General features: G+C 50.7%; 30 protein-coding genes and 1 tRNA gene. 21 read left to right on the forward strand and 10 right to left on the reverse strand.

Going from position 1 to position 24788, the window contains the following annotated elements; translation table 11 throughout:
* Positions 1–82 precede the first annotated feature (82 nt).
* Positions 83–2488, reverse strand: coding sequence for an NADP-dependent malic enzyme (locus H6859_01765; GenBank protein USO05957.1), 2406 nt, complete (start codon positions 2486–2488; stop codon positions 83–85).
* 48 nt (positions 2489–2536) lie between these two features.
* Positions 2537–2625: transfer RNA gene (locus tag H6859_01770), tRNA-Leu, on the reverse strand.
* A 98-nt stretch (positions 2626–2723) separates the two neighbouring features.
* On the opposite strand from H6859_01770, the gene lipB reads away from it, so the two are divergent.
* Together lipB and H6859_01780 are read left to right on the forward strand one after the other, a co-directional pair.
* Positions 2724–3425: a lipoyl(octanoyl) transferase LipB gene (gene lipB, locus H6859_01775; protein ID USO05958.1), complete on the forward strand. Its 702-nt coding sequence runs from the start codon at positions 2724–2726 to the stop codon at positions 3423–3425.
* Positions 3426–3525: 100 nt separating this feature from the next.
* Complete coding sequence (locus tag H6859_01780) at positions 3526–3774, forward strand: hypothetical protein (protein ID USO05959.1); 249 nt, start codon at positions 3526–3528, stop codon at positions 3772–3774.
* A gap of 15 nt (positions 3775–3789) precedes the next feature.
* Here the strand turns inward: H6859_01780 and H6859_01785 are convergent, their stop codons facing one another.
* Positions 3790–4668, reverse strand: a complete 879-nt coding sequence (locus H6859_01785; protein USO05960.1) for an N-formylglutamate amidohydrolase — start codon at positions 4666–4668, stop codon at positions 3790–3792.
* A 164-nt stretch (positions 4669–4832) separates the two neighbouring features.
* Between H6859_01785 and serS the strand changes: the two genes are divergently transcribed.
* From serS to H6859_01800, 3 genes are read left to right on the forward strand one after another with little or no spacing between them, the layout of a single operon-like run.
* Positions 4833–6104: a serine--tRNA ligase gene (gene serS / locus H6859_01790; protein USO05961.1), complete on the forward strand. Its 1272-nt coding sequence runs from the start codon at positions 4833–4835 to the stop codon at positions 6102–6104.
* A complete protein-coding gene (locus H6859_01795) occupies positions 6101–6502 on the forward strand; it encodes a hypothetical protein (GenBank protein ID USO05962.1) in 402 nt (133 codons plus the stop codon). Before serS ends, H6859_01795 begins: the two co-directional genes overlap by 4 nt.
* Positions 6499–7179, forward strand: a complete 681-nt coding sequence (locus H6859_01800) for a protein-L-isoaspartate(D-aspartate) O-methyltransferase (GenBank protein ID USO05963.1) — start codon at positions 6499–6501, stop codon at positions 7177–7179. Before H6859_01795 ends, H6859_01800 begins: the two co-directional genes overlap by 4 nt.
* Here H6859_01800 and H6859_01805 read toward each other — a convergent pair.
* Positions 7176–7388, reverse strand: coding sequence for a hypothetical protein (locus H6859_01805; GenBank protein USO05964.1), 213 nt, complete (start codon positions 7386–7388; stop codon positions 7176–7178). The genes H6859_01800 and H6859_01805 overlap by 4 nt on opposite strands.
* A gap of 109 nt (positions 7389–7497) precedes the next feature.
* On the opposite strand from H6859_01805, the gene H6859_01810 reads away from it, so the two are divergent.
* From H6859_01810 to H6859_01840, 7 genes are all read left to right on the forward strand, one after another.
* Positions 7498–8475: a peptidoglycan DD-metalloendopeptidase family protein gene (locus H6859_01810; protein USO05965.1), complete on the forward strand. Its 978-nt coding sequence runs from the start codon at positions 7498–7500 to the stop codon at positions 8473–8475.
* 3 nt (positions 8476–8478) lie between these two features.
* Positions 8479–8943 carry a hypothetical protein gene (locus H6859_01815; GenBank protein ID USO05966.1) on the forward strand — a complete coding sequence of 155 codons (465 nt, stop codon included), beginning with the start codon at positions 8479–8481 and terminating at the stop codon, positions 8941–8943.
* A 92-nt stretch (positions 8944–9035) separates the two neighbouring features.
* Complete coding sequence (yajC, locus tag H6859_01820; protein ID USO05967.1) at positions 9036–9449, forward strand: preprotein translocase subunit YajC; 414 nt, start codon at positions 9036–9038, stop codon at positions 9447–9449.
* A gap of 99 nt (positions 9450–9548) precedes the next feature.
* Complete coding sequence (gene secD / locus H6859_01825; GenBank protein USO05968.1) at positions 9549–11099, forward strand: protein translocase subunit SecD; 1551 nt, start codon at positions 9549–9551, stop codon at positions 11097–11099.
* A 162-nt stretch (positions 11100–11261) separates the two neighbouring features.
* A complete protein-coding gene (gene secF, locus H6859_01830) occupies positions 11262–12209 on the forward strand; it encodes a protein translocase subunit SecF (GenBank protein ID USO05969.1) in 948 nt (315 codons plus the stop codon).
* Positions 12210–12214: 5 nt separating this feature from the next.
* Complete coding sequence (locus H6859_01835) at positions 12215–12592, forward strand: Mth938-like domain-containing protein (GenBank protein ID USO05970.1); 378 nt, start codon at positions 12215–12217, stop codon at positions 12590–12592.
* Between the two features lie 99 nt (positions 12593–12691).
* Entirely contained in the window at positions 12692–14494 is a 1803-nt protein-coding gene (locus H6859_01840) for a hypothetical protein (protein ID USO05971.1), read from the forward strand.
* Positions 14495–14549: 55 nt separating this feature from the next.
* On the opposite strand, the gene H6859_01845 is transcribed toward H6859_01840, so the two are convergent.
* A complete protein-coding gene (locus H6859_01845; protein ID USO05972.1) occupies positions 14550–15158 on the reverse strand; it encodes a superoxide dismutase in 609 nt (202 codons plus the stop codon).
* A 75-nt stretch (positions 15159–15233) separates the two neighbouring features.
* Here H6859_01845 and H6859_01850 point away from each other — a divergent pair, with 75 nt between their 5' ends.
* On the forward strand, positions 15234–16022 hold the full coding sequence (locus H6859_01850; protein ID USO05973.1) for a squalene/phytoene synthase family protein: 789 nt from the start codon (positions 15234–15236) through the stop codon (positions 16020–16022).
* A 75-nt stretch (positions 16023–16097) separates the two neighbouring features.
* Positions 16098–16370 carry a hypothetical protein gene (locus H6859_01855; protein ID USO05974.1) on the forward strand — a complete coding sequence of 91 codons (273 nt, stop codon included), beginning with the start codon at positions 16098–16100 and terminating at the stop codon, positions 16368–16370.
* Between the two features lie 6 nt (positions 16371–16376).
* Here H6859_01855 and H6859_01860 read toward each other — a convergent pair whose 3' ends face one another.
* The 3 genes from H6859_01860 to H6859_01870 are packed head-to-tail and all read right to left on the reverse strand — an operon-like array spanning position 16377 to position 18805.
* The gene (locus H6859_01860; protein USO05975.1) at positions 16377–17042 is read right to left on the reverse strand and encodes an alpha/beta hydrolase; all 666 of its coding nucleotides are present in this window, start codon (positions 17040–17042) and stop codon (positions 16377–16379) included.
* Entirely contained in the window at positions 17023–18441 is a 1419-nt protein-coding gene (gene trmFO / locus H6859_01865) for a methylenetetrahydrofolate--tRNA-(uracil(54)-C(5))-methyltransferase (FADH(2)-oxidizing) TrmFO (protein USO05976.1), read from the reverse strand. The genes H6859_01860 and trmFO overlap by 20 nt, the downstream gene beginning before the upstream one ends.
* A 16-nt stretch (positions 18442–18457) precedes the next feature.
* Positions 18458–18805, reverse strand: coding sequence for a hypothetical protein (locus tag H6859_01870; GenBank protein ID USO05977.1), 348 nt, complete (start codon positions 18803–18805; stop codon positions 18458–18460).
* A gap of 141 nt (positions 18806–18946) precedes the next feature.
* Here H6859_01870 and H6859_01875 point away from each other — a divergent pair, with 141 nt between their 5' ends.
* The 5 genes from H6859_01875 to H6859_01895 all read left to right on the forward strand — a co-directional run bounded on the left by H6859_01875 (position 18947) and on the right by H6859_01895 (position 21385).
* Complete coding sequence (locus tag H6859_01875) at positions 18947–19921, forward strand: carbonic anhydrase family protein (protein USO05978.1); 975 nt, start codon at positions 18947–18949, stop codon at positions 19919–19921.
* Positions 19921–20427 carry a TerB family tellurite resistance protein gene (locus H6859_01880; protein USO05979.1) on the forward strand — a complete coding sequence of 169 codons (507 nt, stop codon included), beginning with the start codon at positions 19921–19923 and terminating at the stop codon, positions 20425–20427. The genes H6859_01875 and H6859_01880 overlap by 1 nt, the downstream gene beginning before the upstream one ends.
* Positions 20424–20903: a TerB family tellurite resistance protein gene (locus H6859_01885; protein USO05980.1), complete on the forward strand. Its 480-nt coding sequence runs from the start codon at positions 20424–20426 to the stop codon at positions 20901–20903. The genes H6859_01880 and H6859_01885 overlap by 4 nt, the downstream gene beginning before the upstream one ends.
* A gap of 75 nt (positions 20904–20978) precedes the next feature.
* Entirely contained in the window at positions 20979–21221 is a 243-nt protein-coding gene (gene tnpA / locus H6859_01890; GenBank protein ID USO05981.1) for an IS200/IS605 family transposase, read from the forward strand.
* A gap of 17 nt (positions 21222–21238) precedes the next feature.
* Positions 21239–21385 carry a transposase gene (locus H6859_01895; GenBank protein ID USO05982.1) on the forward strand — a complete coding sequence of 49 codons (147 nt, stop codon included), beginning with the start codon at positions 21239–21241 and terminating at the stop codon, positions 21383–21385.
* Between the two features lie 32 nt (positions 21386–21417).
* Here the strand turns inward: H6859_01895 and H6859_01900 are convergent, their stop codons facing one another.
* Positions 21418–21867, reverse strand: a complete 450-nt coding sequence (locus H6859_01900) for a hypothetical protein (protein ID USO05983.1) — start codon at positions 21865–21867, stop codon at positions 21418–21420.
* A 269-nt stretch (positions 21868–22136) separates the two neighbouring features.
* On the opposite strand from H6859_01900, the gene H6859_01905 reads away from it, so the two are divergent.
* Complete coding sequence (locus H6859_01905; GenBank protein ID USO05984.1) at positions 22137–22475, forward strand: ferredoxin family protein; 339 nt, start codon at positions 22137–22139, stop codon at positions 22473–22475.
* 65 nt (positions 22476–22540) lie between these two features.
* On the forward strand, positions 22541–23557 hold the full coding sequence (cysK, locus tag H6859_01910) for a cysteine synthase A (protein ID USO05985.1): 1017 nt from the start codon (positions 22541–22543) through the stop codon (positions 23555–23557).
* Positions 23558–23592: 35 nt separating this feature from the next.
* Here cysK and H6859_01915 read toward each other — a convergent pair whose 3' ends face one another.
* Complete coding sequence (locus tag H6859_01915) at positions 23593–24672, reverse strand: NAD(P)/FAD-dependent oxidoreductase (protein ID USO05986.1); 1080 nt, start codon at positions 24670–24672, stop codon at positions 23593–23595.
* Between the last annotated feature and the right edge of the window lie 116 nt (positions 24673–24788).

Genomic DNA, 24788 nt, shown 5'->3' on the forward strand with positions numbered 1-24788 from the left:
TCCTTGGTTGAGTAGATAAAGGCTCTCTAACATCCCCGAAAAGGGGGTGTTAGATCAAGTGGATTTTATGCGCAGAGCCTTTTTAGGCGCTTTTGAGTTTGCGCGGGGCGATGGTTTCGTGCTCGTGTATCTCGCCGGCGGCGACTTGCGCATCGACGGTCGCCAGTGCGGTGACATTGACAATGCGGCGGCTATGGCTGGCGGTTGTCAGGATGTGCGCCGGTTTTGCGATTCCCATTAAAAGCGGGCCGATTGGAATGCCGTTGCCTAAAACTTTCAGCATGTTGTATGCGATGTTGGAGGCGTCGAGGTTGGGGCCGATCAGGAGGTTTGCTTCGCCGGTGAGACGGGAATTGGGCATTAAGAGGTCTCGTGTTTTTTGGCACAGAGCGGTGTCGGCTTGCATTTCGCCTTCGACTTCGATGTCTGTGCCCTCATATTCGGCGCGCAGAATCTCGGCGGCTTCGCGCATTTTTTGCGCCGACGGGCTGTTGAAGTTTCCGAAGTTGGAATAGGACAGCAAGGCAATTTTGGGCGTTAGACCGAAACGCTGGACGCGCTCGGCGGCCATTTTGGCCATTTCGACAAGCTCTTCCGTATTCGGGTTGTCGTTGATATGGGTGTCACACAGGAAATACGGGCCTTTTTCGAGGAGCAGGGGCATCAATGCGGAAGGGGTTTTGACGCCCTCCGTTTTGCCGAGAATGTCCGTGATGTGTTTGAGGTGAACGTGATATTGGCCGGTGATGCCGCAGATTACGGCATCGGCTTCGCCGCGCCGGACCATGAGCGCGCCAATGGCGGTTGTGTTTGTGCGCATGGTGAAACGGGAGCTTGAGGGCGTTACGCCGCGGCGCTGCATGATTTTGTGATAATCGCTCCAGTATTCGTGGTAGCGCGGATCGTTTTCCGGATCGATCAGTTGAAAGTCTTTGTCAATTTTCATGCGCAGGCGGAATTTTTCAAGGCGTCTTTCCACGACGCGGCGGCGACCAATGACTACAGGTTTGGCAAGATTGTCGTCAATAACGATCTGGATGGCGCGTAGGACGTTTTCTTCCTCACCTTCGCAATAGACAACGCGTTTGGGTGCGGTGCGGGCGCGAGAGATGACCGGACGCATAACCATGTTGGTTTGTACGGTATAGCTTTGAAGTGTTTCGCTGTAGGCATTCCAATCCTTGATAGGGCGCGTGGCGACGCCGCTATCTATTGCGGCTTGTGCCACAGCTTTGGGAAGTTCGGCAATCAGACGCGGATCGAACGGTTTGGGGATCATATATTCCGGGCCAAATTCGAGTTGTTCGTCGCTGTAGACTGCGGCGACTTCGGCGGTGGCTTCCTTACGGGCTAGCTGGGCGATGGCTTTAACGCAAGCGAGCTTCATTTCCTCGTTAATGGCTGTGGCGCCGACATCGAGCGCGCCGCGGAACAGGAATGGGAAGCACAGCACATTGTTAACCTGGTTGGGGTAGTCAGAACGGCCAGTGCAGATAATGGCGTCCGGTTTGGCTTCCAGAGCCTCTTCAGGCATGATTTCCGGGGTTGGGTTGGCCAGTGTCATGAGCAGGGGTTTTTCACCCATGCCTTTGACCATGTCTTGTTTAACGACGCCGGCGGTTGACAGGCCGAGGAAGACGTCGGCGCCTTCCATGGCTTCTTTGAGGGTGCGGGCGTTGGTTTCAACGGCGAAGGTTTCTTTGACCGGGTCCATATATTCCGAGCGGCCTTTATAAACGACGCCCTTACTGTCGCATACGGTGATGTTTTCGCGCGGCAGACCGAGTTCGATGAGGATGTTGAGGCAAGCGGTGGCCGATGCGCCCGCGCCGGAGGTGACGAGTTTTATTTTCTTGATATCGCGTTTTGCAATATGCAACCAATTATAGAAGGCAGCGCCGACGATAATGGCGGTGCCGTGCTGGTCGTCATGGAAGACGGGAATGTGCATGCGCTCTTTCAAGCGGCGTTCGATTTCGAAACATTCGGGCGCTTTGATATCTTCGAGGTTGATGCCGCCATAGGTTGGTTCGAGTGAGGCGACAATGTTGACGAATTTCTGGATATATTCTTCGCGGTCATATTTACCATCAGCATCTTTTTCCAGTTGTGTGTTCATGTCGATTTCAACATCGACGGAATCGATGTTGGCGAATTTTTTGAACAGGACCGATTTACCTTCCATCACGGGTTTGGCGGCCAATGCGCCGATATTGCCGAGGCCAAGTACGGCGGTGCCTTCGGTGATTACGGCCACGAGGTTGCCTTTGGAAGTGTAATCGTAGGCCGTTAGCGGGTCTTTTTCGATTTCTTCACACGGGGCAGCGACGCCGGGGGAATAAGCCAGAGCTAGATCGCGCTGGGTTGAAAGCGCGGTTGTGGGTTTGAGCGCGACTTTACCGGGTGAGGGGAAACGGTGGTAATCCAGCGCGTCTTTCCAGAGAGCTTCTTTACTGTCTTTGGGGGCATTCTTTTTATTTTTGCTCATAGCGTCTGGCTGCTTTCGATCATTTTTGTTGCTATCAGTTTTTTAAGATGGTGCGGCTGAGAGGACTTGAACCTCCACGGGATTTAACTCCCACAGCGACCTCAACGCTGCGCGTCTACCAATTCCGCCACAGCCGCATATCTTAATGAGGTGCGCTTTGATAGCAAAAGCAAGGGTGGAGTGCAAGTGTGTATGAGTGTTGCAGTGCGATAGAGTTTCCTTTATTGAAGCTTTTATGGAATGGAAGATTTCGAAAAAGCCGGTGGAATATCCTGAGGCGTTGGACTTTATGGATGCGCGGGTGGCGGATATTCATGAAGGCCGGGCCGATGAGTGCGTGTGGCTGCTGGAGCATCCGGCGCTGTATACCGGTGGGACAAGCGCGAAGGCGGATGATTTATTGGATGCTGGCGGTTTGCCGGTTTATGAGACGGGGCGCGGCGGGGAGTATACCTATCACGGGCCGGGCCAGCGGGTGGCTTATGTGATGGTCGATTTGAAGCGGCGGCAGAAGGGACCGGATATCAAGAGATATGTCTGGCAGCTGGAAGAGTGGATTATTCAGGCATTGGCGGAATTTGGAATTGCCGGGGAGCGGCGGGAAGGGCGCGTGGGAATTTGGGTAAAAACCCCTCACCCGTCTTTCGCTGGCGCTCAAGACACCCTCTCCCGTGGGGAGAGGGAGGGGCCCACGCAGTGGGAGGGTGAGGGGATTATTGAGGAGGAGAAGATTGCGGCGATCGGGGTGCGGGTGCGGCGCTGGGTAACGCTTCACGGAATTGCGATTAATGTTGCGCCGGATTTATCGCATTTTTCGGGGATTGTGCCATGTGGAATTAGCGAGCACGGGGTGACGAGCATGCAGGCGCTGGGCGTGGATGCGTCGATGGAAGAAGTTGACCGGGTTTTGCGGGAGAAATTCGGGGAGGTTTTTTAACGCGGAGATACGGAGGTTCGGAGAATGGTGTTGACATGGAAAGTTTTTGTAGCCTATAAGCAATATTATTCATAATAACAGTATTTTTAAGGAGTAGAGTATGCCGGTACCGGAAATGAATTTTTTACAAGCCGCTGAAGATGAGTTGGGTCGATTGAATGATCGAGGCGCTTTTGATGAAATTTGGCGGGCTATAAATTTAGCAAACCATTTTGATATTCAGCCAAGCGCAAATGGACAGGTTTCCCGGAAAGAAGTGGGCCGAGTTAGTGAAGTGCTTGGTATTCCTTGTGAAGGTAAAGAGTGTCTTGGAAACCGTATCTATGATGCGGCTGCTCGATTGGGGTAGGCGTAATAACGTGTTCTAATCCGCCGCGAGGGTGGTGATGCGGCTTTCGACGTAGGAAGCGCAAAACTGAATCAGTTTCTCAATATGGTTTTTGAGCGCGTTGTAATCGCTGGTTTTTTCCAGCGTTTCTTCATCCATATAAAGGGATTTGTTGATTTCAAACTGGAGGGAGTGGAAGCCTTCGGCGGGGGAGGAGTATTTCTCGACCAGTTCGACGCCTTTGAAGGGGTCGTTGATGGACACGGTGTAGCCTAATTCTTTGAGAAAATCGCGCAGGGCGTGGGTGAAGTCATTGTCGCAGGCGGTGGCATCGCGATCGCCAAGGACGAAATCAGCGGGCTTTGGGCGGTTGCCGACAAGACCGATTCCACGGCGCGGGTAGGCGCTGGATGCGGGCATAGAATGGCAGTTGATGTGCCAGACCTGGCCGAAATTGTAGTGGGTTTCGTTGATGAGCGCTTCGAGTGCATTATGATAAGGGTGGTAATAGGTATCGAGGCGGTGGAGAATTTCTTCTGTTGTCAGGTTGCGGTCATAAACAGGTACGCCGGGCCGCACGAGGCGGCGGATGAGGCCTATGCCCGCGTGAGAGCGGGACGAGGGGGCGATTGGATGTGGACCGGTCCAGTCGCCGTTCAACAGTTCCGGGTCGATATCTTCGGCGGCGCGGTTGACGTCGATATAGCTGCGCGGGAAATGGGCGTGCAAAAAGGTGACGCCGTGATTGGGCGCGGCGGCGAAGAGGTCTTCGACGTATTTATCCTCGGCGGATTCAAGCGTGTGAAAATCGCAGGCAAAGTCGAAATCATCGGGGTAGCGGTCGCCGCTGTGGGGGCTGTCAAAAACCAGCGGTAGGGGATTTTGGGGTTTTTCGATGGAGAAAATGTTCTTCATACTTATTTTTAACGCGAAGACACGAAGAAGCGAAGTTTTTTAATGCGTAGAAAAATTATATTTGTCATTGCGAGCCTTGGCGAAGCAATCTACATTTCAGTCAAATTGAATGGATTGCTTCGTCGCTATGCTCCTCGCAATGACGATTTATGGATTAGGTAAAAATGCACGACATAAAATATATACGCGAAAATCCGAATGACTTTGACGCGGCGATGGCGCGGCGCGGGCTGGATGGACAGTCTGAAGCTATTTTGAAGCTGGATGAAGAGCGGCGTGGGGTGCAGACTGAGTTGCAGCGTGATCAGGAGATGCGTAATGAAATTTCCAAGCAGATTGGCGAGATTAAGAAATCCGGTGGTGATGCGTCTCAACAAATGAAAGATGTGGCGGCGTTAAAAGAGGGGATGAGTGAGCTTGAGGATAAAGAGCGGGCGCTGGGTGAGGGTTTGCAGAATTTACTGGCCTGTTTGCCGAATATACTGGCGACGGACGTTCCTGATGGGGCGGATGAGGATGAGAATGTCGAGCTGCGTAAATGGGGCGAGATTAAAATCCCAAAAGGTCCCGATCATGCCGAGATTGGCGAAAAGCTAGGGATGATGGATTTTGAAACGGCGGCGAAAATGTCGGGGAGCCGGTTTACGCTTTTGAGCGGCGGGTTGGCGCGGATGGAGCGGGCGATCGGGATGTTTTTCCTCGATGTGCATACGTCCGAGCATGGTTATACAGAGGTGTCTCCGCCTTTGATGATTCGTGATAATGCCATGTTCGGCACCGGGCAGCTTCCGAAATTTAAAGAGGATCAGTTTTGTACGACACGCGGGGATTGGTTGTTGCCGACTTCGGAAGTGCCGTTGACCAATATCGTTGCCGAGATGATTGTGGAAGAAGAGTATCTGCCGCGTCGCTATACGGCCTTTACGCCGTGTTTTCGGCAGGAAGCCGGGGCGGCGGGGAAGGATACGCGCGGGATGTTGCGTCAGCACCAATTCTATAAAGTTGAGATGGTGAGCGTGACCGCGCCGGAAGGCAGCGAGGCCGAGCATGAACGTATGGTTGGCTGCGCGGAAGCGGTTTTGCAGAAGCTGGAGATTCCGTATCGCACGATTGTGTTATGTAGCGGGGATACCGGGTTTGGGGCGCGTAAGACCTATGACATTGAGGCATGGTTGCCGGGGCAAGAAACGTACCGCGAGATTTCATCGGTATCGAATTGCTGGGATTTTCAGGCGCGGCGGATGAATGCGCGTTGCCGTCCGAAGGGAGAGAAGCAGACGCGGTTTGTGCATACGTTGAACGGGTCCGGTGTGGCGGTGGGCCGGGCGTTGATCGCGGTGATTGAGAATTATCATGATCCGGGCGATGGGGGGGTTTGGGTGCCGGAGGTCTTGAAGCCGTATATGGGTGGATTAGAGAAGATTGTGAAGGAATGATGACTGAGGTTGAGGTAGTCTTGGAAATGCAAAAAATGCATGCAGAGGTCGTAAAAGACCTTGGCGTTTTTGGTTTGCAGGCACTTATAACAATAAATGCAGGGGCGGTTATTGCTCTAATAACTTTCATACCGCAAGCGATCGATTCTGGAAAATTAAAAATTGATATTAAGAAAATTAAAGCGGCTGTTTTGTTGTTTCTGATTGGGTTATTTATGGCTTTTCTTTCTATTTTGGTTACGTATATGCTCGCTCAAATGAGTTTTGCAAATTTTGGTGTGCCAAGCTTTTGGTTATTTATTTTGCTGATGGTTTTACCCGCATTACTTTCTTTTGTTTGTTTTGCTTGGGGCGCGTTAAAGGCATCTCAGTCAATTAAAGAAAATTTATTGCTATGAACACGCAGGATATAAATCGTCGGATACGGTTGGTTATGGATCTTCGCAGGAAGGGGATTGGCGACGCGCGTGTGCTGGGGGCGATGGAGCGGGTGCCACGTGATGAGTTTGTACCGGCGGCGGTGAAGGATCAGGCGTGGGATGATATGGCCTTGCCGATCGGACGCGGGCAGACGATTTCCCAGCCTTATGTGGTGGCGGCGATGACGCAGGCTTTGCAGCTTTCAGACCGGGATAAGGTGCTGGAGATTGGCACGGGGTGCGGGTATCAGAGCGCGATTTTGGCGAAGCTGTGCCGGCGGGTTTATACGATTGAGCGGCATAAGATTTTGCTAAGCCGCGCGGAGAAAATGTTTGAAAAGCTGGGTTTGCGCAATATTACCGTGATTGCAGCGGACGGGATGCTTGGTTGGCCGAAGATTAACGGGATGAGCCAAGCGCCATTTGACAAGATTATCGTGACGGCGGCAGCGCGGGAAAAGCCGCCGCAGGCGTTGCTCGATCAGCTTAAAATCGGCGGGGCGATGATTATTCCGGTGGGGCCGAGCGGGGACCAATGGCTCAAGCTGTATAAGAAAGAGAGCGAGGAGGCCTATAGCGTGCGCGATGTTATGCCGGTGCGGTTTGTGCCGTTATTGCCGGATATAGCGAGCGATGATGAGGGGCAGGCGGCTTAGAAGCCACGGATGGCTTGGCATTCAGTGAGCGCTTGTCTTTTTAGGGGGTAGTTTGGGTCTTGCGTGCCTTCGGTTTGCGCAATTTTTAATTCCTCTTCTAAGTCGCGAGCGTTTACCGTTTCTATAGTTGCGCCAGCTTCACGGAATTGTATATGGATGCCTATGCCTGTGAAAATTGTATAATTGTCAAAAGTTTTTTCTGTTGTCATTTTTTGTCTCCTTAGCCGGTGATTTATTATGTAATTTCGTGTAGTTTGTCAAGAAAATTAGGCATTCCTATTTCTTTTGATGTCCTAATTTGTGCGTTATACTGCTCTGATGAGATATTCTGTCTTTGGTTTTTTCATAGTTGCTTTGTCCTTGTCCGCCTGTCTTGTTCAAAAGCCAGCGCCGGTGTCGCATTATGGCACGGCGGAAGGGGCGGGGAGCGCGGGGGCCTACACGGTAGTGGCCGGCGATAATCTGTGGAGCATTTCACAGCGTTATGACATCGTGATGCGCGATATTGTGGTGAGCAACAGTTTGCGAGCGCCGTTTATTCTTAATGCTGGGCAGCGGTTGAAGTTGCCTGCGCCGCGGACTTACCGTGTGCGCGCTGGGGATAGTCTTTATACTGTGTCGCGACTTTATAACGTGAGTTTGTCCGAGCTTGCCAAGCTTAACCGGTTAAGTCCGCCTTATGTGATTCAACCGGGGCAGGTTTTGCGCTTGCCCGGTGTGACGCCGAAGACGAGTCCGTCCGTTATACGCAGTGCGCGCGTGTCGCCGCGGCCGGAGGCGGAGGTTTTGTCACTTTCGCAAGAGCAGGGGGTTCCAATTCCCGCACGCAAACCTTCTTCCGGTGAGGTAGGGGTTAAGGTTGCGAAAGCGTCAAATCCCAAGCCTGTTAAGGTGACGACCAAGCCGCCGAAGCGTTCATCGTCGAAATTTTTGAAGCCGGTGAATGGAACAGTCATTTCATCTTATGGGCCGAAGAAAAACGGGTTGCATAATGACGGTGTTAATATCAGAGCGGCGCGCGGGGCCGGGGTGAAAGCGGCGGATAACGGCGTTGTGGTGTATGCGGGAAATGAGATCAAAGGTTCGGGGAATTTGATTCTGGTGCGCCATGATGATCGCTGGATGACGGCCTATGCGCATCTGGACCGGATAGATGTGAAGCGCGGAGATGTTTTAACGCGCGGCCAGATGATCGGCACTGTCGGTTCGACTGGTTCCGTCGATAGTCCGCAATTGCATTTCGAGGTGCGGCGGGGAACGGATGCGATTAATCCTTCTCGATATTTGGAAAGCTAGGTTATGGAATTATTGATTATGATTTTGGCGGTTATTTGTGTTCCGGCGGGACTGTATTTGCTATGCGGGTTTTTGAGTATGCGTTCGCACGGCGACATTGGGGAATTCGAGATTACAGGGTTCCAGAAAGCTACGGATAAGGGGCGTGCATTGCCGGTTGTGCGTTATGAGAACGGGGAAGGGGCTCTTAAACTTGTTGAGGTGCGCAAGATTGAGCAAATTTCTTATTTGTTTAGTCCCCCGATTGAGCGGCAGATGGTTGAGGTTGCTGGCATAGAGAGCGGTATGCCGAGAGTCTATGGTTATGTGCGGTTGGTGGCGGGACTGTTTTTGCTGTTGCCCGGCCTGGCGGCGCTGGGGTTGCATTTGCATAAGGCGTTATTTACCGGGCAGGTTGTTTATATCGTGATTTTGATTGGTCTTATGCTTGGCGGATGGGCTTTGCTCAAATTTATCCAACGGCATTAACAGCATAAAGGGTGAGACGCTTGCTTTCGGCGCGCCAATCTTTATAGTCCTCTCATTAACAGAATTTGAGTCGAAATATAAGGAGCATATTGATGCTGATTTCCAAAGCGTATGCACAAAGTGTTGAAATGAGCGGAAATGTCCCGGCGACATTGCCGAACGCGCCAAGCGCGACAGAGGCCTTTATCTGGAATATGGGGCTGGTCGGGTTGCTTGTGGCTATGTTTTACATTTTGCTGATCCGTCCGCAGCAAAAGCGAATTAAAGAACATACGAGTATGTTGCAAGGGCTTAAGAAGGGCGACAAGGTTGTAACGGCCGGTGGGTTGATTGGCAGAATTGCCAAGATCAAAGATGGTGATGATGAGGTTCAGGTTGAGCTGGAGGGCGGTATGACTGTGACGGTTTTACGTTCTATGCTACAGGCGCACGGACCGAGAGTGTCTGCGGGGAAGCCTGCGAACGACTCTAAAAAAGATGATAAGAAAAAAGAAAATAAGAAGTAAGAAAGGCGTCATTGCGAGGAGAGCCGTTTGGCTCGACGCGGCAATCCAGTTTGTGATTCTAGATTGCTTCGCTGCGCTCGCAATGACGGATGACGAGACATGATTCAAATTGCACCCTGGAAAATTGTTCTGACGCTGCTCGTTTGCGCGCTGGCGTTTTTGTATGCCTTACCAAATGCTGTGAGTGAGCAGACGCGGAGCTGGATGCAGATTAATTTGCCGGGCTGGGCGCCGAATAAAGCGGTTAATCTGGGGCTGGATTTACGCGGCGGGGCGCATTTGCTTTATGAGGTTGATGTTGATCTGGTGCTCAAAGAGCGGGCAGATTCTATGCTTCAGGATTTGCGCAAGTCTTTGCGCGAGGACAAAATTGGTTATACGCGCATTGGCGTTATTCCTGGCGGTGTGCGTCTTAGTTTGAAAAATAAGAAAGATGGTGAAGGCGCGCGGCGGATATTACGCAAGCTGGAGCGTAATCTGGATATTGATACTTCCGGTGATGGCCTGAAGATTGATGCGGCTCTTGATGAGGCAGGCAAGAAGGCGCTGTATGACCATACATTAGCGCAGTCGATTGAAATTGTGCGGCGGCGGATTGATGAGTTGGGTACAACGGAGCCGATTATTCAGCGCCAGAGCGCTGACCGGATTTTAATTCAGGCGCCGGGCGCGGATGCAGAAAGTTTGAAGGCGATTATTGGGACAACGGCGAAGCTGAATTTTCATTTGGTTAAAGATCCAGGGACTTCGGGGGCGAGTAAAACTTATCCGCTGTCGGAAGATCCAACGCAGAAAGTGACGGTGGAACGCCGGGCGTTGATTACCGGGGATATGCTGGAAAACGCAGCGCCGAGCTTTGATCAGGGCGGGCAGCCGGTGATTTCTTTTCGTTTGAATAATACGGGCGCGCGGCGCTTTTGCGATGTGACACGCAAGAATGTGAACAAGCCGTTTGCGATTGTGTTGGATAACGAGGTTTTGTCCGCGCCGGTGATCCGCGAGCCGATTTGCGGTGGCCGGGGCCAGATTTCGGGCGGTTTTAGTGTGCAAGAAGCTAACGATCTGGCACTTTTATTGCGCGCCGGGGCTTTGCCTGCGCCGATGAATGTGGTGGAAGAGCGCACGGTTGGGCCTTCTCTGGGGGCGGATAGCGTTGAAGCCGGGAAGAAGGCGAGCCTGATTGGTTTGGCGCTGGTTCTGGTGTTTATGGCGCTGGCTTATGGCGGGTTTGGCTTGATGGCGGATGTGGCGTTGATTGTGAATGTGGCGCTGATTTTTGCGATTTTGTCGGGCTTGCAGGCGACGCTGACCTTGCCGGGGATTGCCGGGATTGTCCTGACCATCGGGATGGCGGTGGATGCGAATGTTTTGATTTTTGAGCGTATTCGCGAGGAGCTGCGCGCCGGGCGCAGTGCGATATCGGCAATTGATGCGGGATACGCCCGCGCGATGGGCACTATTATTGATTCTAACCTGACAACGTTGATTGCGGCGTTGATTCTGTTTTCTTTGGGGACGGGGCCGATTAAAGGTTTTGCGGTGACGTTGGGTGTGGGAATTGTCACGTCGTTCTTTACGGCGATTATGGTGACGCGTTTGATGGTGGTGGCTTGGTTGAAGAAAACAAAACCGAGCACCGTGCCGGTTTAAAATCGCCCATAATGGGCTGCAAATAGTAGTTTTCTACGCTTCCGTTACTCACGTACCAAAATGTACGCTGCGCTACGGTTCTCGAAAACCACTGTTTTCGCCGCATTCTGGATGATTTTTGAGTATGTACAGATTTGAATGAATAAAATTAAGGAAGTTTGAATGCAAGGTTTACGATTAGTTCCGGAAGAAACGAATTTTAATTTTATAGGCTTGCGGTTTTTGGCCTATATGGTTTCGGCTGTTTTGGTGTTTGGTTCGATTGCTTTAACTGTTCAAAGAGGTTTGAATTTCGGGATCGATTTTACCGGCGGGACCGTGATTGAAATCCGCACGCCTGAGGCGCCTGATTTGGCAGAGCTTCGCGCTTTGCTTAATGATCTGGATCTGGGTGCAATTACATTGCAGGAATTTGGTTCTCCGGAAGATTTGTTGATCCGTTTGCCAGAGCAAAAGGGCGGCGTTGAAGCACAACAAATGGCGATTGAAGATGTGCGTGAGGCGTTGGATGACATTTATGCGGATGCGGGTGAAGTGGACTATCGCCGCACTGAATTTGTTGGACCGCAGGTTGGTGAAGAACTTAAGAAGCAGGGTTTGCTGGCAGTGCTGTTTTCTTTGGCTGGTATTCTTGCCTATGTATGGTTTCGGTTTGAGTGGCAGTTTGGCGTGGCTTCCATTATTGCGCTGGCGCATGATGCGATTGCAACGATCGGGTTGTTTGCGTTGACGCAGATGGAGTTTAACCTTTCAACGGTGGCGGCGATTTTGATGATCGCGGGATATTCTATCAATGATACGGTGATTGTGTTTGACCGTATTCGTGAGAATTTGCGCAAGTTTAAGAAAATGTCCTTGCCTGAGCTGTTTAACAAGTCCGTTAATGAGATGTTGGGCCGGACGTTAATGACTTCGGGCACGACGCTGCTAGCCTTAATTGCACTATATATTTTTGGCGGCGAGGTTATTCAGGGCTTTATTTATGCACTGATTTTCGGGATTGTCGTCGGGACTTATTCATCTGTCTTTGTGGCGGCGCCGGTTTTGCTCAATACCGGGGTGAAACGCGGTGAAGTCCAGAGCGGGGATACTACGCCGCAGAAGGCATAATCCTCATGGACGTGACGCCGCTTATTAGGTCCGGGCAACAAATCATTCAAAGTTATAGTGGTGGGCGGTTTCGCGTGAGCGGGGCTGTGTATGAGGGCGCTTTGATTGTGATGCCTGAAGGGTCACAGCGCTGGGACTTTGCGGGCGAAGTGGCGGACTTGAGCGAGCCTGATTTTGTTCCGCTTATAGAGCAGGCTGCGGAGATTGATGTGGTTTTGCTGGGCTGTGGGGCGACAATTCAGTTTTTATCTTCAAATTTGAAAAATGCGTTGAAAGCGTGCGGTCTTAACGTTGAGGTTATGGACAGCGGCGCGGCGTGCCGGACTTACAATGTTTTGATGGCTGATGGACGTAGAGTTGCCGCGGCTTTATTACCATTTTAAGTTAAATCTTTCTTAACATCCTTTCTATATCATAAACGCATAAAAAACCGCTGTAATTGGCGGATAGCGAGGTTTTACGCGTGAATTTGAAGGGTGTGAATGATGGCGCAGAGCGTTTCAGAACAAGTTCGTGGATTGATAGAAAGTGAAGGTGCGAGCGCGCCGGAATTTGGTGTGCGTGAGGCTGAAGGGCAGGTTGCCGGTTGGCCGGACTCTTTGCCTATGCCGGTTATTCTTGAGGTCGGCGGGCGTAGCGGGGTTGGCTATATTACTGATGAAAACGGGCAGACGATGTTGTTGATGCATGACCCGCAGGCGCCGGGGCAGGTTTTAGCCTATGATGCAGAGCAGATGCGCCGTGATTATGATGCGGTTGCAACGCCGTTGATTGAGGATTTAAAGGCGACAAGTCCGCGCGATATTTATTATGGGCAAGATTTGGGGGCCGGGTCTTCCGAGAGTTTGGTGCGGATAACCAGCGGTGACTTTGATGGTGAAATTCGCCGGAAAGTCGTTGTGGGTGAAGGTGGAAATATCGAACGTCTTGGCCCTCTTAAGCTTGGTGAGCACAGGCTTGGGAAAAGTGCTTATTTGGTTGATCCCACTTTACGGCTTGGCGATCGGCTTCCAGAGGATGGGCGCGTTTTTGCTGCTGTTGTGGTTCATGAGGATGGGAGTATTAAACATCATGCCCCTGAGCATGAGGCATATCGTCATAGTTTTGCAGATCGCCCGGAAGTTGGGGCGTTATATGCTCAGTTAAGTGCGTATAATTCTACGATTATCTATCAGAACAGAGGGCCAGGGGCAGAAGGCGGTATTGCGGTTAAGCAAAAGGTAAGTGCGGAGGTGCTGGAGAATCTGTCTATTCGTGTGCATGAGCGTGATGCTGCGGTACCGTCTTATGAAGCGGTAGGGTCAGTGGTGCAGGTTGCGCCAGAGCCGGGCGTGCCGGAATCTCAGCCAGTTGTACCAGAAGTTGTTGTGTCAGAGTATTATCCGTCGGCTTTTGTTCAGACCGCTGAACAGCAGAGTGTAGACGGCGGATCTGCCTTCATTGCGCAAAAAATCGGAAACGCCGAGTCTCATATGGGAAATATGGCGGCTCTTGATCGTGAGGCGTTTTCTCAGGCACGTGTTATTTTACCGGGTTTGGAGAGGGAGCTTCAAAAAAGTCCTGATTTGAGCGATCCGGCTGTGCAGCAGCAAATAGAGTTCATGTTTAATAATGATTTCGGGATTGCGGATAGCTATAAGGCGGTGGCAGCGCAGTTTGTTGAAGAGCGTTTGGCGGCGGGTGGGCCGATTGATATGACGCCATATAATAACGCGCTGGAGGCTTTGCGTGATGGAGACGTAAGCCGGGCGCAAGGGCTTTTGCACGGGGAAGTGTCTGAGTCTTCTGTTGATGTAGAACAGGGGCGGGGGGCAAAGGTTGAGGAGTTTCGGGGCAATGCACATTCTATTGAACCGGTCGCTGGAGAGGTTGCTCCGCACTTTAAAAATCAGGAACCTTCTTCTGTGGAGGGGAGAGAAAATGTGGCGTTGAACTCTGCGCTGGAAAGTGCGGTCTCGGATTTACAGAGCGCTATTGCTACAGGAGAAAATGTCGATCCTGCGAGTTATGAGGGGATGGGGCTTAGTTCTGAAGCGAAGACAGCATGCATGCAGTATCAGGAGTTGACGGGGTATAAATATTCTTTGGATCATTCTCAGCAGGTGCTTGCAGGGGTTGGCGTGAATATTTCTGATGCAATTCAGCTTGGTGCAGATGGCAGAATTCAAATTCATCCTGATAAATTGCCGCAGGAAGCGGCGGGTCTTAAGGACGAGTTTGCGGCCATTAAAGAGCGGGTGGATGCAATGCCTCCAGCAAATGCGCTGGAAGCGCGCTGTGATTAGAGTTAGGCGTTTATGCGGCTAATTTGAACGGGGCTTCCGTTTTTGCCCGATGGTTTCAGCGCGACGCGTTTTCGAACAGCTCGGCGACATATTCCCAATTGACGAGATTATCGACGAAGGCTTCAAGGTATTTGGGCCGGGCATTACGGTAATCGATGTAATAGCTGTGTTCCCAGACATCGCAGCCCAATAGCGCGGTTTGGCCCGATGTGAGCGGGTTGTCGGCGTTGGCTGTTTTGGTGACTTCCAGCTTGCCTTCAGCGTTCATGACCAGCCAGCACCAGCCGGAGCCGAACTGGGTTGCGCCGGCATTGAGGAATTGTTCACGGAAGGCCTCAAATGAGCCGAAGCTGTCAGTGATGGCGGCTTCCAGATTGCTGGGACGGGCGCCGCCGCCATTTGGTTTCATCCAGTTCCAGAAATGGGTGTGGTTCCAGTGCTGTCCGGCATTGTTGAACAGGCCTTGCTCGCCTTGTTTGTGGGCGTTGATGACAACTTCTTCGAGCGTGTTGCCCATGTGGTCTAACCCTTCGAGGATTTTATTGCCGTTGACGATGTAGGCGTTGTGGTGTTTGTCATGATGGAATTCAAGCGTTTCGGCGGACATGTACGGGTCCAGTGCATCGTAGGCGTAGGGGAGTTCGGGCAAATCGAAGGCGGACATGGTTTAGCTCCTTAGCTTTTCTTTGATGGTAGAAACTGTTAAGCCAGTAAATTAATTGTTTTACAGGAATAATCAATGGTTAAGACGATTTCATATTGTGGGCGGTTGGTTCGGGAGCATGACCCGGACCGGTTTTTACTTTCAATGTTTGTGCCTGCCTCGGTGCGTGAGGGGTTGTGGGCGTTGTTTGCGCTTAATTATGAGATTGCCAAGACGCGGGAAGTGGTCAGCGAGACGCAATTGGGGCTGATCCGGTTGCAGTGGTGGCGTGAGCGGATCGCCGAAATCTATGACGGGAAAATGCCGCCGGGTAATGAGATTTTGGAGTCTCTGGCGGAGGCGATTGCGCGTTATGATTTGCCGCAAGAACATTTTGATACACTCTTGCATGTGCGGGAGTTTGATTTGGAAGATGTGCTTCCCGGTAATGTTGAGGGGCTGGTGAATTATGCGGATTTTACGTCTACGCCATTGTTGAAGTTGGCGATGCAGGTGGTTGGTGGGGATGTCCAGCGTGAGCCCGTGCAGGTTGTGGCGGTGAATGCCGGTTTGGTCGGGATTTTACGCGCGGTTTCCTTTCATGCGCGCCAACGGCGGTGTTATTTACCGGAGGATTTGTTGAAAGAGGCGGGGCAGCGGCTGGATCATTTGTATGAATTTAAGCCGGTTGAGGGGTTGTCAGATGTTATAAAATCTGTTTTAGAACAGTTTGTTGATGGTGTTTCTTGTGAGAATATTTTATTGCGAAAACAGCAGAAGCTGGCGGAAATTTACATGTGGCAGCTGAAATCCTGTGATTATGATGTGTTTCATTCAAGGATGGCGGTGGCTCCGGCTTTTAAGGTTTTACGTTTAATATTTTGATTATGTAATTGAATCTTAACGATTTTGTTGTTAGGATAGTGATGGTCAGGATTTTTCTGAGTTAGGGTAGAGATTATGGTTGATTCCATTCAAGGGGCGGGCGGTCCGCAGAATTTATCAGCGGCTAATCGCGGTCAAAATAACAAAGTTTCTGAAGATAAGCGCGTTGAAAAAACAGCGTCTCAAGCGCCTGTGAGAGATGAGGTGCAAATTTCAGAAGAGGCGCTGTCGTTATCACGAGACGAGCAGGCGGCCGAGCAGACTGCTAAAGAAACGCGCACGATTTTGCAAGAGCAGCTTGATGAGACGCTTTCGGCGGATCGGCAGCGGGTTGATAAATTTCTTTAAGCATTCTTAAGCGTGTTTAAATTTCCCATTTTGCAGGAAATGTAAGGTTTGCTCCATGACTTTGGGGTTGAACATCATGAAGCTGTGCGTGGCGGGTAGTACTATGTGGTCGCTCATGCCGTCGATTTTGGTGCGCTCTACGGGAACGATGCCGTCGTGCTGTCCATCTAAAATCCAGGGAGCAAGAGGGTTGACAGAGGCCGATCCGGCGATGATGCCGAGAGGGTAGGTGATATCATCGTCAATATGCTTGTAGCCTGTTTTGAGCTGGCCTGAGGCGGGGCCGAAAATCGAACGAAATATGGGCCCCAGCCATTCATTATCATCGAGGAAGTCGGCAAATTCGCTGCCCGTGTTGGGTGGGCCGAGCATGACGACTTTGTCCAGATTTTCAGGTTTATGGGTAGCGATGAAGTAGCGCGTAATGAGGCCGCCCATTGAGTGGGTTACAAAATTGAGAGGGCGTTTGGGGCTGTATCCGGGGTGGTTCTCTATTTTTTCGGCGACAAAGTCGGTGAGGTCTTCGAGGCTTTTTTCGCGTGAGGGGTAGAGGATGTTGATGGTCTCGTAGCCGTTTTTCTCAAGAAAATTTTCGAGCAGCAGCATGTCAGTTTTGGAGCGCAGAATTCCGTGCAGTAAAACAACGATATCTTTAGGCGGCTTTTCGGTCATTGTTCATCCAGTTTTCAAGGTCTTCAAGTGCGCGGGTAGTATACGCTTTTTTACGATCTTTACCTTTGAGTTTTTTACGTTTGCCGTTTGGCATGGTGATAAATGGATTTTCGGGAACCGGAAAGAGGCCGAAATTGATGTTCATGGGCTGGAAGGTTTCGCTTTTCGCGCCGCCTGTTATGTGGCCAAGCAATGCACCGTGAGCGGTGGTGATGGGCGGGGCTTCGAACGGGATGCCCAGTAGCTCACTGGCGGCCATGCGTCCGCTCATCAGGCCAACGGAGGCGCTTTCAACGTAGCCTTCGCAGCCCGTGATTTGTCCGGCGAAGCGGATTTGTGGGCGGAATTTCAGGCGGAGCTGGGCATCGAGCAATTTGGGCGAGTTGATGAAGGTGTTGCGGTGGAGGCCGCCGAGGCGGGCGAACTGCGCATTTTCAAGGCCGGGGATTGTTTTGAAAATGCGGGTTTGTTCGCCCCATTTCATTTTCGTCTGGAAGCCGACGATGTTGTAGAGCGTTCCCAGCGCATTGTCCTGGCGGAGCTGGACGATGGCGTAGGGTTGTTCGTTTTCACCCTTATGCGGGTTGGTGAGGCCGACGGGTTTCATCGGGCCAAAGCGCAAGGTTTCGGGGCCGCGGGCCGCCATAATCTCAATGGGCATGCAGCCGTCGAAATAGGGCGTGTCGATTTCGGCTTCGGCCAGTGTTTGTGCTCCGGAGGGGAGTTCCCATTCCTTGAACAGGCCATACTCGGCGTTTATGAGTTCGCAGACGAAAGTTTCGTATTGGTCTTTGGTCATCGGGCAGTTGATGTAGTCCTTGCCCGTGCCGATTCCTTCAGCTTTGTCGTAGCGCGATTGCATCCAGGCGATGTCCATGTTGATGGACTCAAAATGGACGATGGGGGCCAGAGCATCAAAGAAGGACAGCTCATCCTCGCCGGTTTGTTCTTTGATCCATGCGGCGAGCGGATCGGAGGTGAGCGGGCCGGTGGCGATGATGACATTATTCCATTCGGGCGGAATTTCTGTGATTTCGCCGGTTTGGATTGTGATATTCGGGTGGTCTTGGAGGGCTTTGGTAACACCTGCGGAGAAAATATCGCGGTCAACGGCCAGCGCGCCGCCAGCGGGGACGGCGGCTTTTTCGCCTTCGCGCATGATGAGGGAATTGAGCATACGCATTTCCTCATGCAGCAGGCCTACGGCGTTATATTCGGCGTCGTCAGAGCGGAAGGAGTTTGAGCAAACGAGCTCGGCGCAATTGCCTGTATTGTGGGCGGGGGTGCCTTTGTCAGGGCGCATTTCGTGCAAGATAACATGTGCGCCGAGATTAGCGGCTTGCCAGGCGGCTTCTGAACCGGCGAGGCCGGCGCCGATGATGTGAATGGTTTTGCTCATTGGCTGGTTTTAAACTTCAACCCTGTGACGGGTCAAGGTTGTTTCTGGTATGCCATGCCCCACCAAATTGTCTTCCTCTGGTAATATTGGAAAGTTTTGGCGGATCTAATCTTTCTTGCAGGGCTGCAAATCGTTTGCCTTGTTTGACGGTGTTAATTCTATCAAACAAAATATCTCGAATACATTCTGCTTGTAGCCATGCTCCGGAAAGCCCGAGACATTCTTGTAGTGTGAGAAGATCGTCGAATGTTCTATCTTGTTCTTTTATACCGTTATCAATAAGCGAAATAGCATTTTCATAGTTGCCGCGCATGGTTGCCTGTTTTGCTTGTCGGCGTATTTTTGTGTTCTTTTTATTATTCATAGTTTGGATTTTTAACATATCGCCTAATTATATGTAAACTATATTTTTGGGAAACAGTCTTAAACAATCCTTTTCTTTTGGCGGTGAGGTTGTAAACTCGATTCATTCGTTACACCAACCGGATTGAAGTGGGGATCACCGATGAAAAAATTTCTTTTAAGCACTGTTTTTTCTTTTGTTTTTGTTATGCCAGGGTGGGCTGAGGAAGCGGTGGTGCCTGTCGATGCGGTGCAGGGAAAAGTGCAGCCTGTTATTGAAGAAACTGCGGATGGTGTTGTGAAGGTGGTGCAGGAAGCGGTGGTGCCTGCGTATGCGCAAGAGGCTGGCACTGATGTTCAGGTTGTAAAAGCCGAGTCATCCGCTGGAGATCGTATGTCTGCAGATGAAGGGCATGGTGATATGGATGCTGAGACGGTGGCGGTAGAACATCATGGCACTGCACAGGCGCATTGGGGATATAGTGGCGGTGAGGCGGCGCCGTATTGGGGTACTCTGGATGGTTCTTATGAGCTTTGTGCAAGCGGTCAAGAGCAATCACCGGTTAATATTGCCAAGTTTTTACAGGAAGACGTGCCGGATATTACGCTTTCCTATAAGCCGTCGTCTTTGAATGTGGTGAATAACGGGCATACGATTCAGGTGAATTATGATGCAGGAAGCGGTTTTGAGGCGGCTGGTGTGAACTATAATTTATTGCAGCTTCATTTTCATACGCCCAGTGAGCATTATTTAGACGGAGCGCCGTATCCCATGGAAATGCATTTGGTGCATAAGGCTGCGGATGGAACGCTGGGTGTGATTGGCGTGATGATGAAAATAGGGGGGCATAACCCTGTGATTGAAGGGGTTTGGCAAAATGCGCCGATTCAGGCAGGTGGAAGCAAAAGCATTGAAAGTGTTGAAATCAATGCGGCAGATTTGATGCCTGCATCTTTGGAGTATTACAAATATGATGGGTCGTTGACGACTCCTCCATGCAGCGAAGGTGTGCGCTGGCATGTGTTGAAAGAGCCCATTGAGATTTCCGAGATGCAGCTTAAGGCTTTTCAGGCGCTTTTCCCGGTGAATGCACGGCCTGTGCAGTCGCTTAATGACAGAGTTATTACTGGAGATTAATGGAAAGTCTTCTTGCAGAAATTCAGTATCACGCTTCGCAGGCTCCAGATCGTGAGATGTTTGCGCTTTGGCGGGCAGTGTTTTCACTGGCGCACGGGGATGGGGAGTTGGCTGAGGTCGAGCAGAATCTGGTTAAACAGGTGATGGGTGTTTTTAGTTTTTCGCCTGAGCAGTGTGCCGTTATTGAGAAAGATATGCATGTGCCTTGTGATGCGCGCCATTTGTTTCAAGAAATTGAACTTTCCGAATATCGAAGCCAGTTTTTTCGTTTGGCGCGGATTGTGGTTTGGTGTGACGGTGTTTTACATGATGATGAGCTTGCGGTTATTGAAAGTATTCAGGATGATTTGGGTGATGAGGCGGCGGTTTATGAGGCGGATTTACGCTGGATGAATCGCAAGCCTGATTTGCCGTTGGGAGAGCAGGCGGCCAGTCCGGAAGAAGAGATGCTTAAACAGGTGATTTATCAGATGATTGCATTTTATCAGCAGGAAGGTGTGGGATGAGTGAAGCTGTAACCGATAGTCAGTTTTATATGTGGCGGACTCTGTTTGCTGTGGCACATGCGGATGATGTTGTTTCAAATGAAGAGCTGCGTTTTATGGCGGAGGCGTTGGATGATATTCCGTTTTCGGATGAGCAGCGGGCGATTTTAAACGAAGATGTAAAAACGGCGCAGGATATTGAGAAAATGTTTGCCGGGATTACGGACGTGCGTGATCAGGCGCATTTTTTCCAATTCGCACGGGAGCTTGTGCATATTGATGGGGATTATAGCAAAGAAGAGCAAGCGGTGATGTTGAAACTTGAAGAGGCGCATTTGAAATGTACGAATCTGGACGAGCTTATTGGTAGTGTTGGTCTTGAGTTTGAAGATGATTCGCAAGGGATGGTGTTTGCAAGTGCGAAGCGGAAGAAAAGCTTTAAAGATATTGTGTATTCCTATCGTGATGAATTTTTGAAAAATCGCTTTCATAAGTAAGGTGGGTTTCTTTTTATAGGCACGTAAAAACCAAGGGGCTTGCCCCGTGGATGGAGTGCGTCCAGTATCTTCTTCATGCGATTAAGGAAGCAAGGCCACTGTGCGTACAAATGCGAATACCATCTGGTTTTGACCAGCAAGTACCGGCGTAAAATTTTCAATGAAGGATCATTTGCCTATCTGCGGGAATTGATAACGAGTTTTCATGAGATGTTGCCTGAGGTTGAAGTGTTGGAGATCAATCACGATGTTGATCATGTGCACCTGTTGTTATCAATTCCCCCCAAGATGCGTGTCAGTGATCAGGCCGTCTTATGAAGAAAAGGTTTGAGTATATGCGCAAAGCATATTGGGGCGCAGATGGCATATGGTCCGACGGTTATTTTGTCAGCACAGTGGGCATCGGTGAGAGTGTTATTAAGCGCTATATTCAAAACCAGGGAGAAGAAGATACTGGACAAGCGCAGCTTGAACTAAAGTGATACCACGGGCCTTGGCCCGTGGAGTTTCACAGTTAATTATAAAGTGCGCGGACATATTCGTCATCATTGTATTGGTCGAATGGGGGCAAATTTGATGGGTCGTTCGGGTATTTTTCTCCATTATATGCCATTACAACGTTTTTAGCTTTATCCCAGCGGCCAGATACGCGTACGAGCAAGTTTTTCCAGCCGTGGCTTTTTGCAGGGCTGATATAGACCGGTTCGCGAATGGGCTGGATGTCGTTGACAAGTGAGAAATGGTTGTTATGAGCGCGCAGAATAAGCATGGTGCAGCCATGTGTTCCGCACCAGTAACCGTAAGGTGTTTTGAACAGGATTAAAGCGTCGCGGCGGCCATCTTCGTTCAGGTCTATGCGTTCGAAGTCATAAGTCGATGCGCTGGGGGCTTCGCTATTTTCGAGGAAGTAGCTGACGGATTCTCTGAGGATTGCGTCATCGGGGTCTATTATTTGATGTGTCATTGGAGTGAGCTCGGCGTCTGGTGGAGGAGGATGCGAACAGCCCCCCAGTAAAAGCGGAAGCAGGCAAAAGCATGTCAAAAAATACAGGGTGCGCATAGTTATAAGGTTATCGCGGTTTTGTTGAAGCGTCTATTGAGCTTTAGTGGCTTTATGGAGTTTCTCACATATAAATTTTCCTATCAGACCCCTTGCGTTATAAGGGTTTGGGGCTTAATGTTTTTGAGCGGTTTTATTGATAATCAAGCGCATAGATATAAGGAGAATGTGCCATGACCTTTGTGGTCACAGATGTGTGTATAAAGTGCAAGTATACCGATTGCGTTGAGGTTTGCCCGGTTGATTGTTTTTACGAGGGTGAGAATATGCTGGTTATTAGCCCGGATGAGTGCATTGATTGCGGTGTGTGTGAGCCGGAGTGCCCGATTGATGCGATTTTGCCTGATTCAGATAGCAAGGCGGAAAAGTGGGTGGAGATGAACCGGGAATATTCTGAAAAATGGCCCAATATTACCAGCACGCGGGCGCCGATGCCGGATGCGGAAAAGATGAAAGATGTTCCGAATAAGATGGAAGAGCATTTTAGTCCGAAACCTGGCGAGGGTGATTAATCTTTGTCTTTTCGTCTGAAATGTTTGTGTGTTTGAGGAGCTAATTTGAGTAAGGAGATTAGAGTATGAATTCCCCAGCTGATAAATCTGCGAAGCCCGCGCTAGATTCAAGGCCGTTGAGGCCTGATGGAGAGAGCCGCGGGAAGATTTACAATAACCTTTTGGAAACAATCGGGAATACGCCGCTCGTGCGAGTGCCTAAATTTGTTGGAAAATATGGGCTTGAGGCCGATATTTTATGCAAGCTGGAATTTTTTAATCCGGTGTCTTCGGTGAAAGACCGGATTGGTTTTGCGATGATTGAGGCTGCTGAACGCGCAGGAAAGATTACGCCGGGCAAGAGTGTTTTGGTGGAGCCGACGTCTGGAAATACGGGTATTGCGCTGGCGATGGTGGCGGCATCAAAGGGGTATCGGTTGATTTTGACGATGCCGGAAAGCATGTCTTTGGAGCGGCGCAAGATGCTGCGCTTTTTGGGGGCGGAGCTGGTGTTGACACCGGCGGAAAAAGGAATGAAGGGCGCGATTGCGCGGGCTGAGGAGATTGTTTCTGAGAAGGGCGAAGCGTTTATGCTTAGTCAGTTTGATAATCCGGCCAATCCGCAAATTCACCGTGAAACAACCGCAATGGAGATATGGAATGATACGGATGGTGCTGTGGATATTCTTGTTGCCGGTGTCGGGACCGGGGGCACTGTGAGCGGCGTTTCCAAGGTGCTTAAAGAGAAAAAGCCGGGGTTTTTGGCCTATGCGGTGGAGCCGGCAGAAAGTCCGGTGATTTCCGGTGGTGAGCCGGGGCCGCATAAGATTCAGGGGATCGGCGCGGGGTTTGTGCCGGATAATCTGGATACGACGTTGATTGACGGTGTAGTCAAAATCAGCAGTGAAGAAGCTATTGAAACGGCGCGCGAGGTGGCGCGGCTGGAGGGCATTCCTTGCGGTATTTCATCGGGCGCGGCGATGGCAGCGGCCAAGCAGATTGCGAAAATGCCTGAAAGCAAGGGCAAGCAGATTGTGGTGATGATTCCGTCAATTGCGGAGAGGTATATTTCTACGGCTCTTTTTGAGGATATTGAGGATTAAGCGGTTATTATCTACGTTATGTAGATTTTTTGATCCTAAGCAGTTTTCTTTTCTTTGGCGGTCGGGACATCGAGTTTTTCCTGAAGGCTTGAGCTGGAGGTTGTGTATTCGAATTTCAGTTTGGCATCGGGGTAGATATAGCGGAAGGCCTGGCGGCTCATGAGAGCGGCTTCATGGAAGCCGGAGAGGATGAGTTTGAGTTTGCCGGGGTAATGGTTAATGTCGCCGACGGCGAAGATGCCCGGCGTTGATGTTTCGAATTTTTCCGTATCCACGGGGATGAGGTTTTCGTGTAAATTCAGGCCGAAATCTGCGATAGGGCCGAGTTTCATGGTCAGGCCGAAGAAGGGCAGCAGGCAATCACATTCGATTTTTGTAGTTGTTTTGTCTTTATGTTCGATGATTACTGAGGAAAGCTGGCCGTTCTCGCCTTTGAGCTCTTTGACCTGACCGAGCTGAAAATTGATTTTCCCTTCGTTTTCGAGGCTGCGCATTTTATTGACGCTGTCCATATGTGCGCGGAATTCAGGGCGGCGATGAATGAGGGTGAGTTGTTTGGCCAGTGGTTGAAGGTTCAGGGTCCAGTCCAGTGCAGAATCACCACCGCCAACGATGACGAGTTTTTTGTCTTTAAATTGTTCCATTTTGCGCACGGCATAGAAGACTGATGCACCTTCGTATTCTTCGATGCCGGGGATGGGGGGCTTTTTGGGGACAAAGCTGCCGCCGCCGGCAGCGATGATGACGACGGGGGCTTCGAGGATTGTGCCGATGTCGGTGGTGAGTTGCCAGTTGCCGTTATCAAGCTTTTCCAGTTTTTCAGCCATTTGGTTAAGGTGGAATGTCGGATGGAAGGGTTCTATCTGTTTCATCAACTTATCAGTAAGTTCCTGGCCGGTGATTTCCGGGTAGCCGGGGATGTCGTAAATTGGTTTTTCGGGGTAAAGCTCTGTGCATTGGCCGCCGGGGCGGTCGAGGATGTCGACGAAATGGCATTTCATATCCAGCAGGCCAAGTTCGAAAGCGCAGAACAGGCCGCAGGGGCCTGCACCTATGATAATGGCATCGGTGGTTATTGTGTCTTTTTGCGGGGCCGTGGTTTTGGCGTTTGTCAAAGCCTTTATCCTTGTGTTGTCTTGTGCTGTGTTTTTGTTTTTTCTGCTGTTTTTATTCTGTTGTCGATATAATATTTTATACAGGTGAATGCAAGGTGGCTTTGCTTAAAGGGGGG

Source organism: Rhodospirillales bacterium (assembly GCA_023898785.1).
Classification (GTDB): Bacteria; Pseudomonadota; Alphaproteobacteria; order Micavibrionales; family Micavibrionaceae; genus TMED27.

Coding starts and splice junctions, on each gene's coding strand:
- H6859_01905 (USO05984.1), top strand. CDS start 22,137: ATGACCTTTGTGGTCACAGATGTGTGTATAAAGTGCAAGTATACCGAT.
- lipB (USO05958.1), top strand. CDS start 2,724: ATGGAATGGAAGATTTCGAAAAAGCCGGTGGAATATCCTGAGGCGTTG.
- yajC (USO05967.1), top strand. CDS start 9,036: ATGCTGATTTCCAAAGCGTATGCACAAAGTGTTGAAATGAGCGGAAAT.
- cysK (USO05985.1), top strand. CDS start 22,541: ATGAATTCCCCAGCTGATAAATCTGCGAAGCCCGCGCTAGATTCAAGG.
- tnpA (USO05981.1), top strand. CDS start 20,979: ATGCGATTAAGGAAGCAAGGCCACTGTGCGTACAAATGCGAATACCAT.
- H6859_01875 (USO05978.1), top strand. CDS start 18,947: ATGAAAAAATTTCTTTTAAGCACTGTTTTTTCTTTTGTTTTTGTTATG.
- H6859_01885 (USO05980.1), top strand. CDS start 20,424: ATGAGTGAAGCTGTAACCGATAGTCAGTTTTATATGTGGCGGACTCTG.
- H6859_01850 (USO05973.1), top strand. CDS start 15,234: ATGGTTAAGACGATTTCATATTGTGGGCGGTTGGTTCGGGAGCATGAC.
- H6859_01815 (USO05966.1), top strand. CDS start 8,479: ATGGAATTATTGATTATGATTTTGGCGGTTATTTGTGTTCCGGCGGGA.
- H6859_01870 (USO05977.1), bottom strand. CDS start 18,805: ATGAATAATAAAAAGAACACAAAAATACGCCGACAAGCAAAACAGGCA.
- H6859_01845 (USO05972.1), bottom strand. CDS start 15,158: ATGTCCGCCTTCGATTTGCCCGAACTCCCCTACGCCTACGATGCACTG.
- H6859_01805 (USO05964.1), bottom strand. CDS start 7,388: ATGACAACAGAAAAAACTTTTGACAATTATACAATTTTCACAGGCATA.
- trmFO (USO05976.1), bottom strand. CDS start 18,441: ATGAGCAAAACCATTCACATCATCGGCGCCGGCCTCGCCGGTTCAGAA.
- H6859_01880 (USO05979.1), top strand. CDS start 19,921: ATGGAAAGTCTTCTTGCAGAAATTCAGTATCACGCTTCGCAGGCTCCA.
- H6859_01810 (USO05965.1), top strand. CDS start 7,498: ATGAGATATTCTGTCTTTGGTTTTTTCATAGTTGCTTTGTCCTTGTCC.
- H6859_01795 (USO05962.1), top strand. CDS start 6,101: ATGATGACTGAGGTTGAGGTAGTCTTGGAAATGCAAAAAATGCATGCA.
- H6859_01900 (USO05983.1), bottom strand. CDS start 21,867: ATGACACATCAAATAATAGACCCCGATGACGCAATCCTCAGAGAATCC.
- H6859_01800 (USO05963.1), top strand. CDS start 6,499: ATGAACACGCAGGATATAAATCGTCGGATACGGTTGGTTATGGATCTT.
- secF (USO05969.1), top strand. CDS start 11,262: ATGCAAGGTTTACGATTAGTTCCGGAAGAAACGAATTTTAATTTTATA.
- H6859_01835 (USO05970.1), top strand. CDS start 12,215: ATGGACGTGACGCCGCTTATTAGGTCCGGGCAACAAATCATTCAAAGT.
- H6859_01840 (USO05971.1), top strand. CDS start 12,692: ATGATGGCGCAGAGCGTTTCAGAACAAGTTCGTGGATTGATAGAAAGT.
- H6859_01855 (USO05974.1), top strand. CDS start 16,098: ATGGTTGATTCCATTCAAGGGGCGGGCGGTCCGCAGAATTTATCAGCG.
- H6859_01780 (USO05959.1), top strand. CDS start 3,526: ATGCCGGTACCGGAAATGAATTTTTTACAAGCCGCTGAAGATGAGTTG.
- H6859_01860 (USO05975.1), bottom strand. CDS start 17,042: ATGACCGAAAAGCCGCCTAAAGATATCGTTGTTTTACTGCACGGAATT.
- H6859_01785 (USO05960.1), bottom strand. CDS start 4,668: ATGAAGAACATTTTCTCCATCGAAAAACCCCAAAATCCCCTACCGCTG.
- H6859_01765 (USO05957.1), bottom strand. CDS start 2,488: ATGAGCAAAAATAAAAAGAATGCCCCCAAAGACAGTAAAGAAGCTCTC.
- H6859_01895 (USO05982.1), top strand. CDS start 21,239: ATGCGCAAAGCATATTGGGGCGCAGATGGCATATGGTCCGACGGTTAT.
- secD (USO05968.1), top strand. CDS start 9,549: ATGATTCAAATTGCACCCTGGAAAATTGTTCTGACGCTGCTCGTTTGC.
- serS (USO05961.1), top strand. CDS start 4,833: ATGCACGACATAAAATATATACGCGAAAATCCGAATGACTTTGACGCG.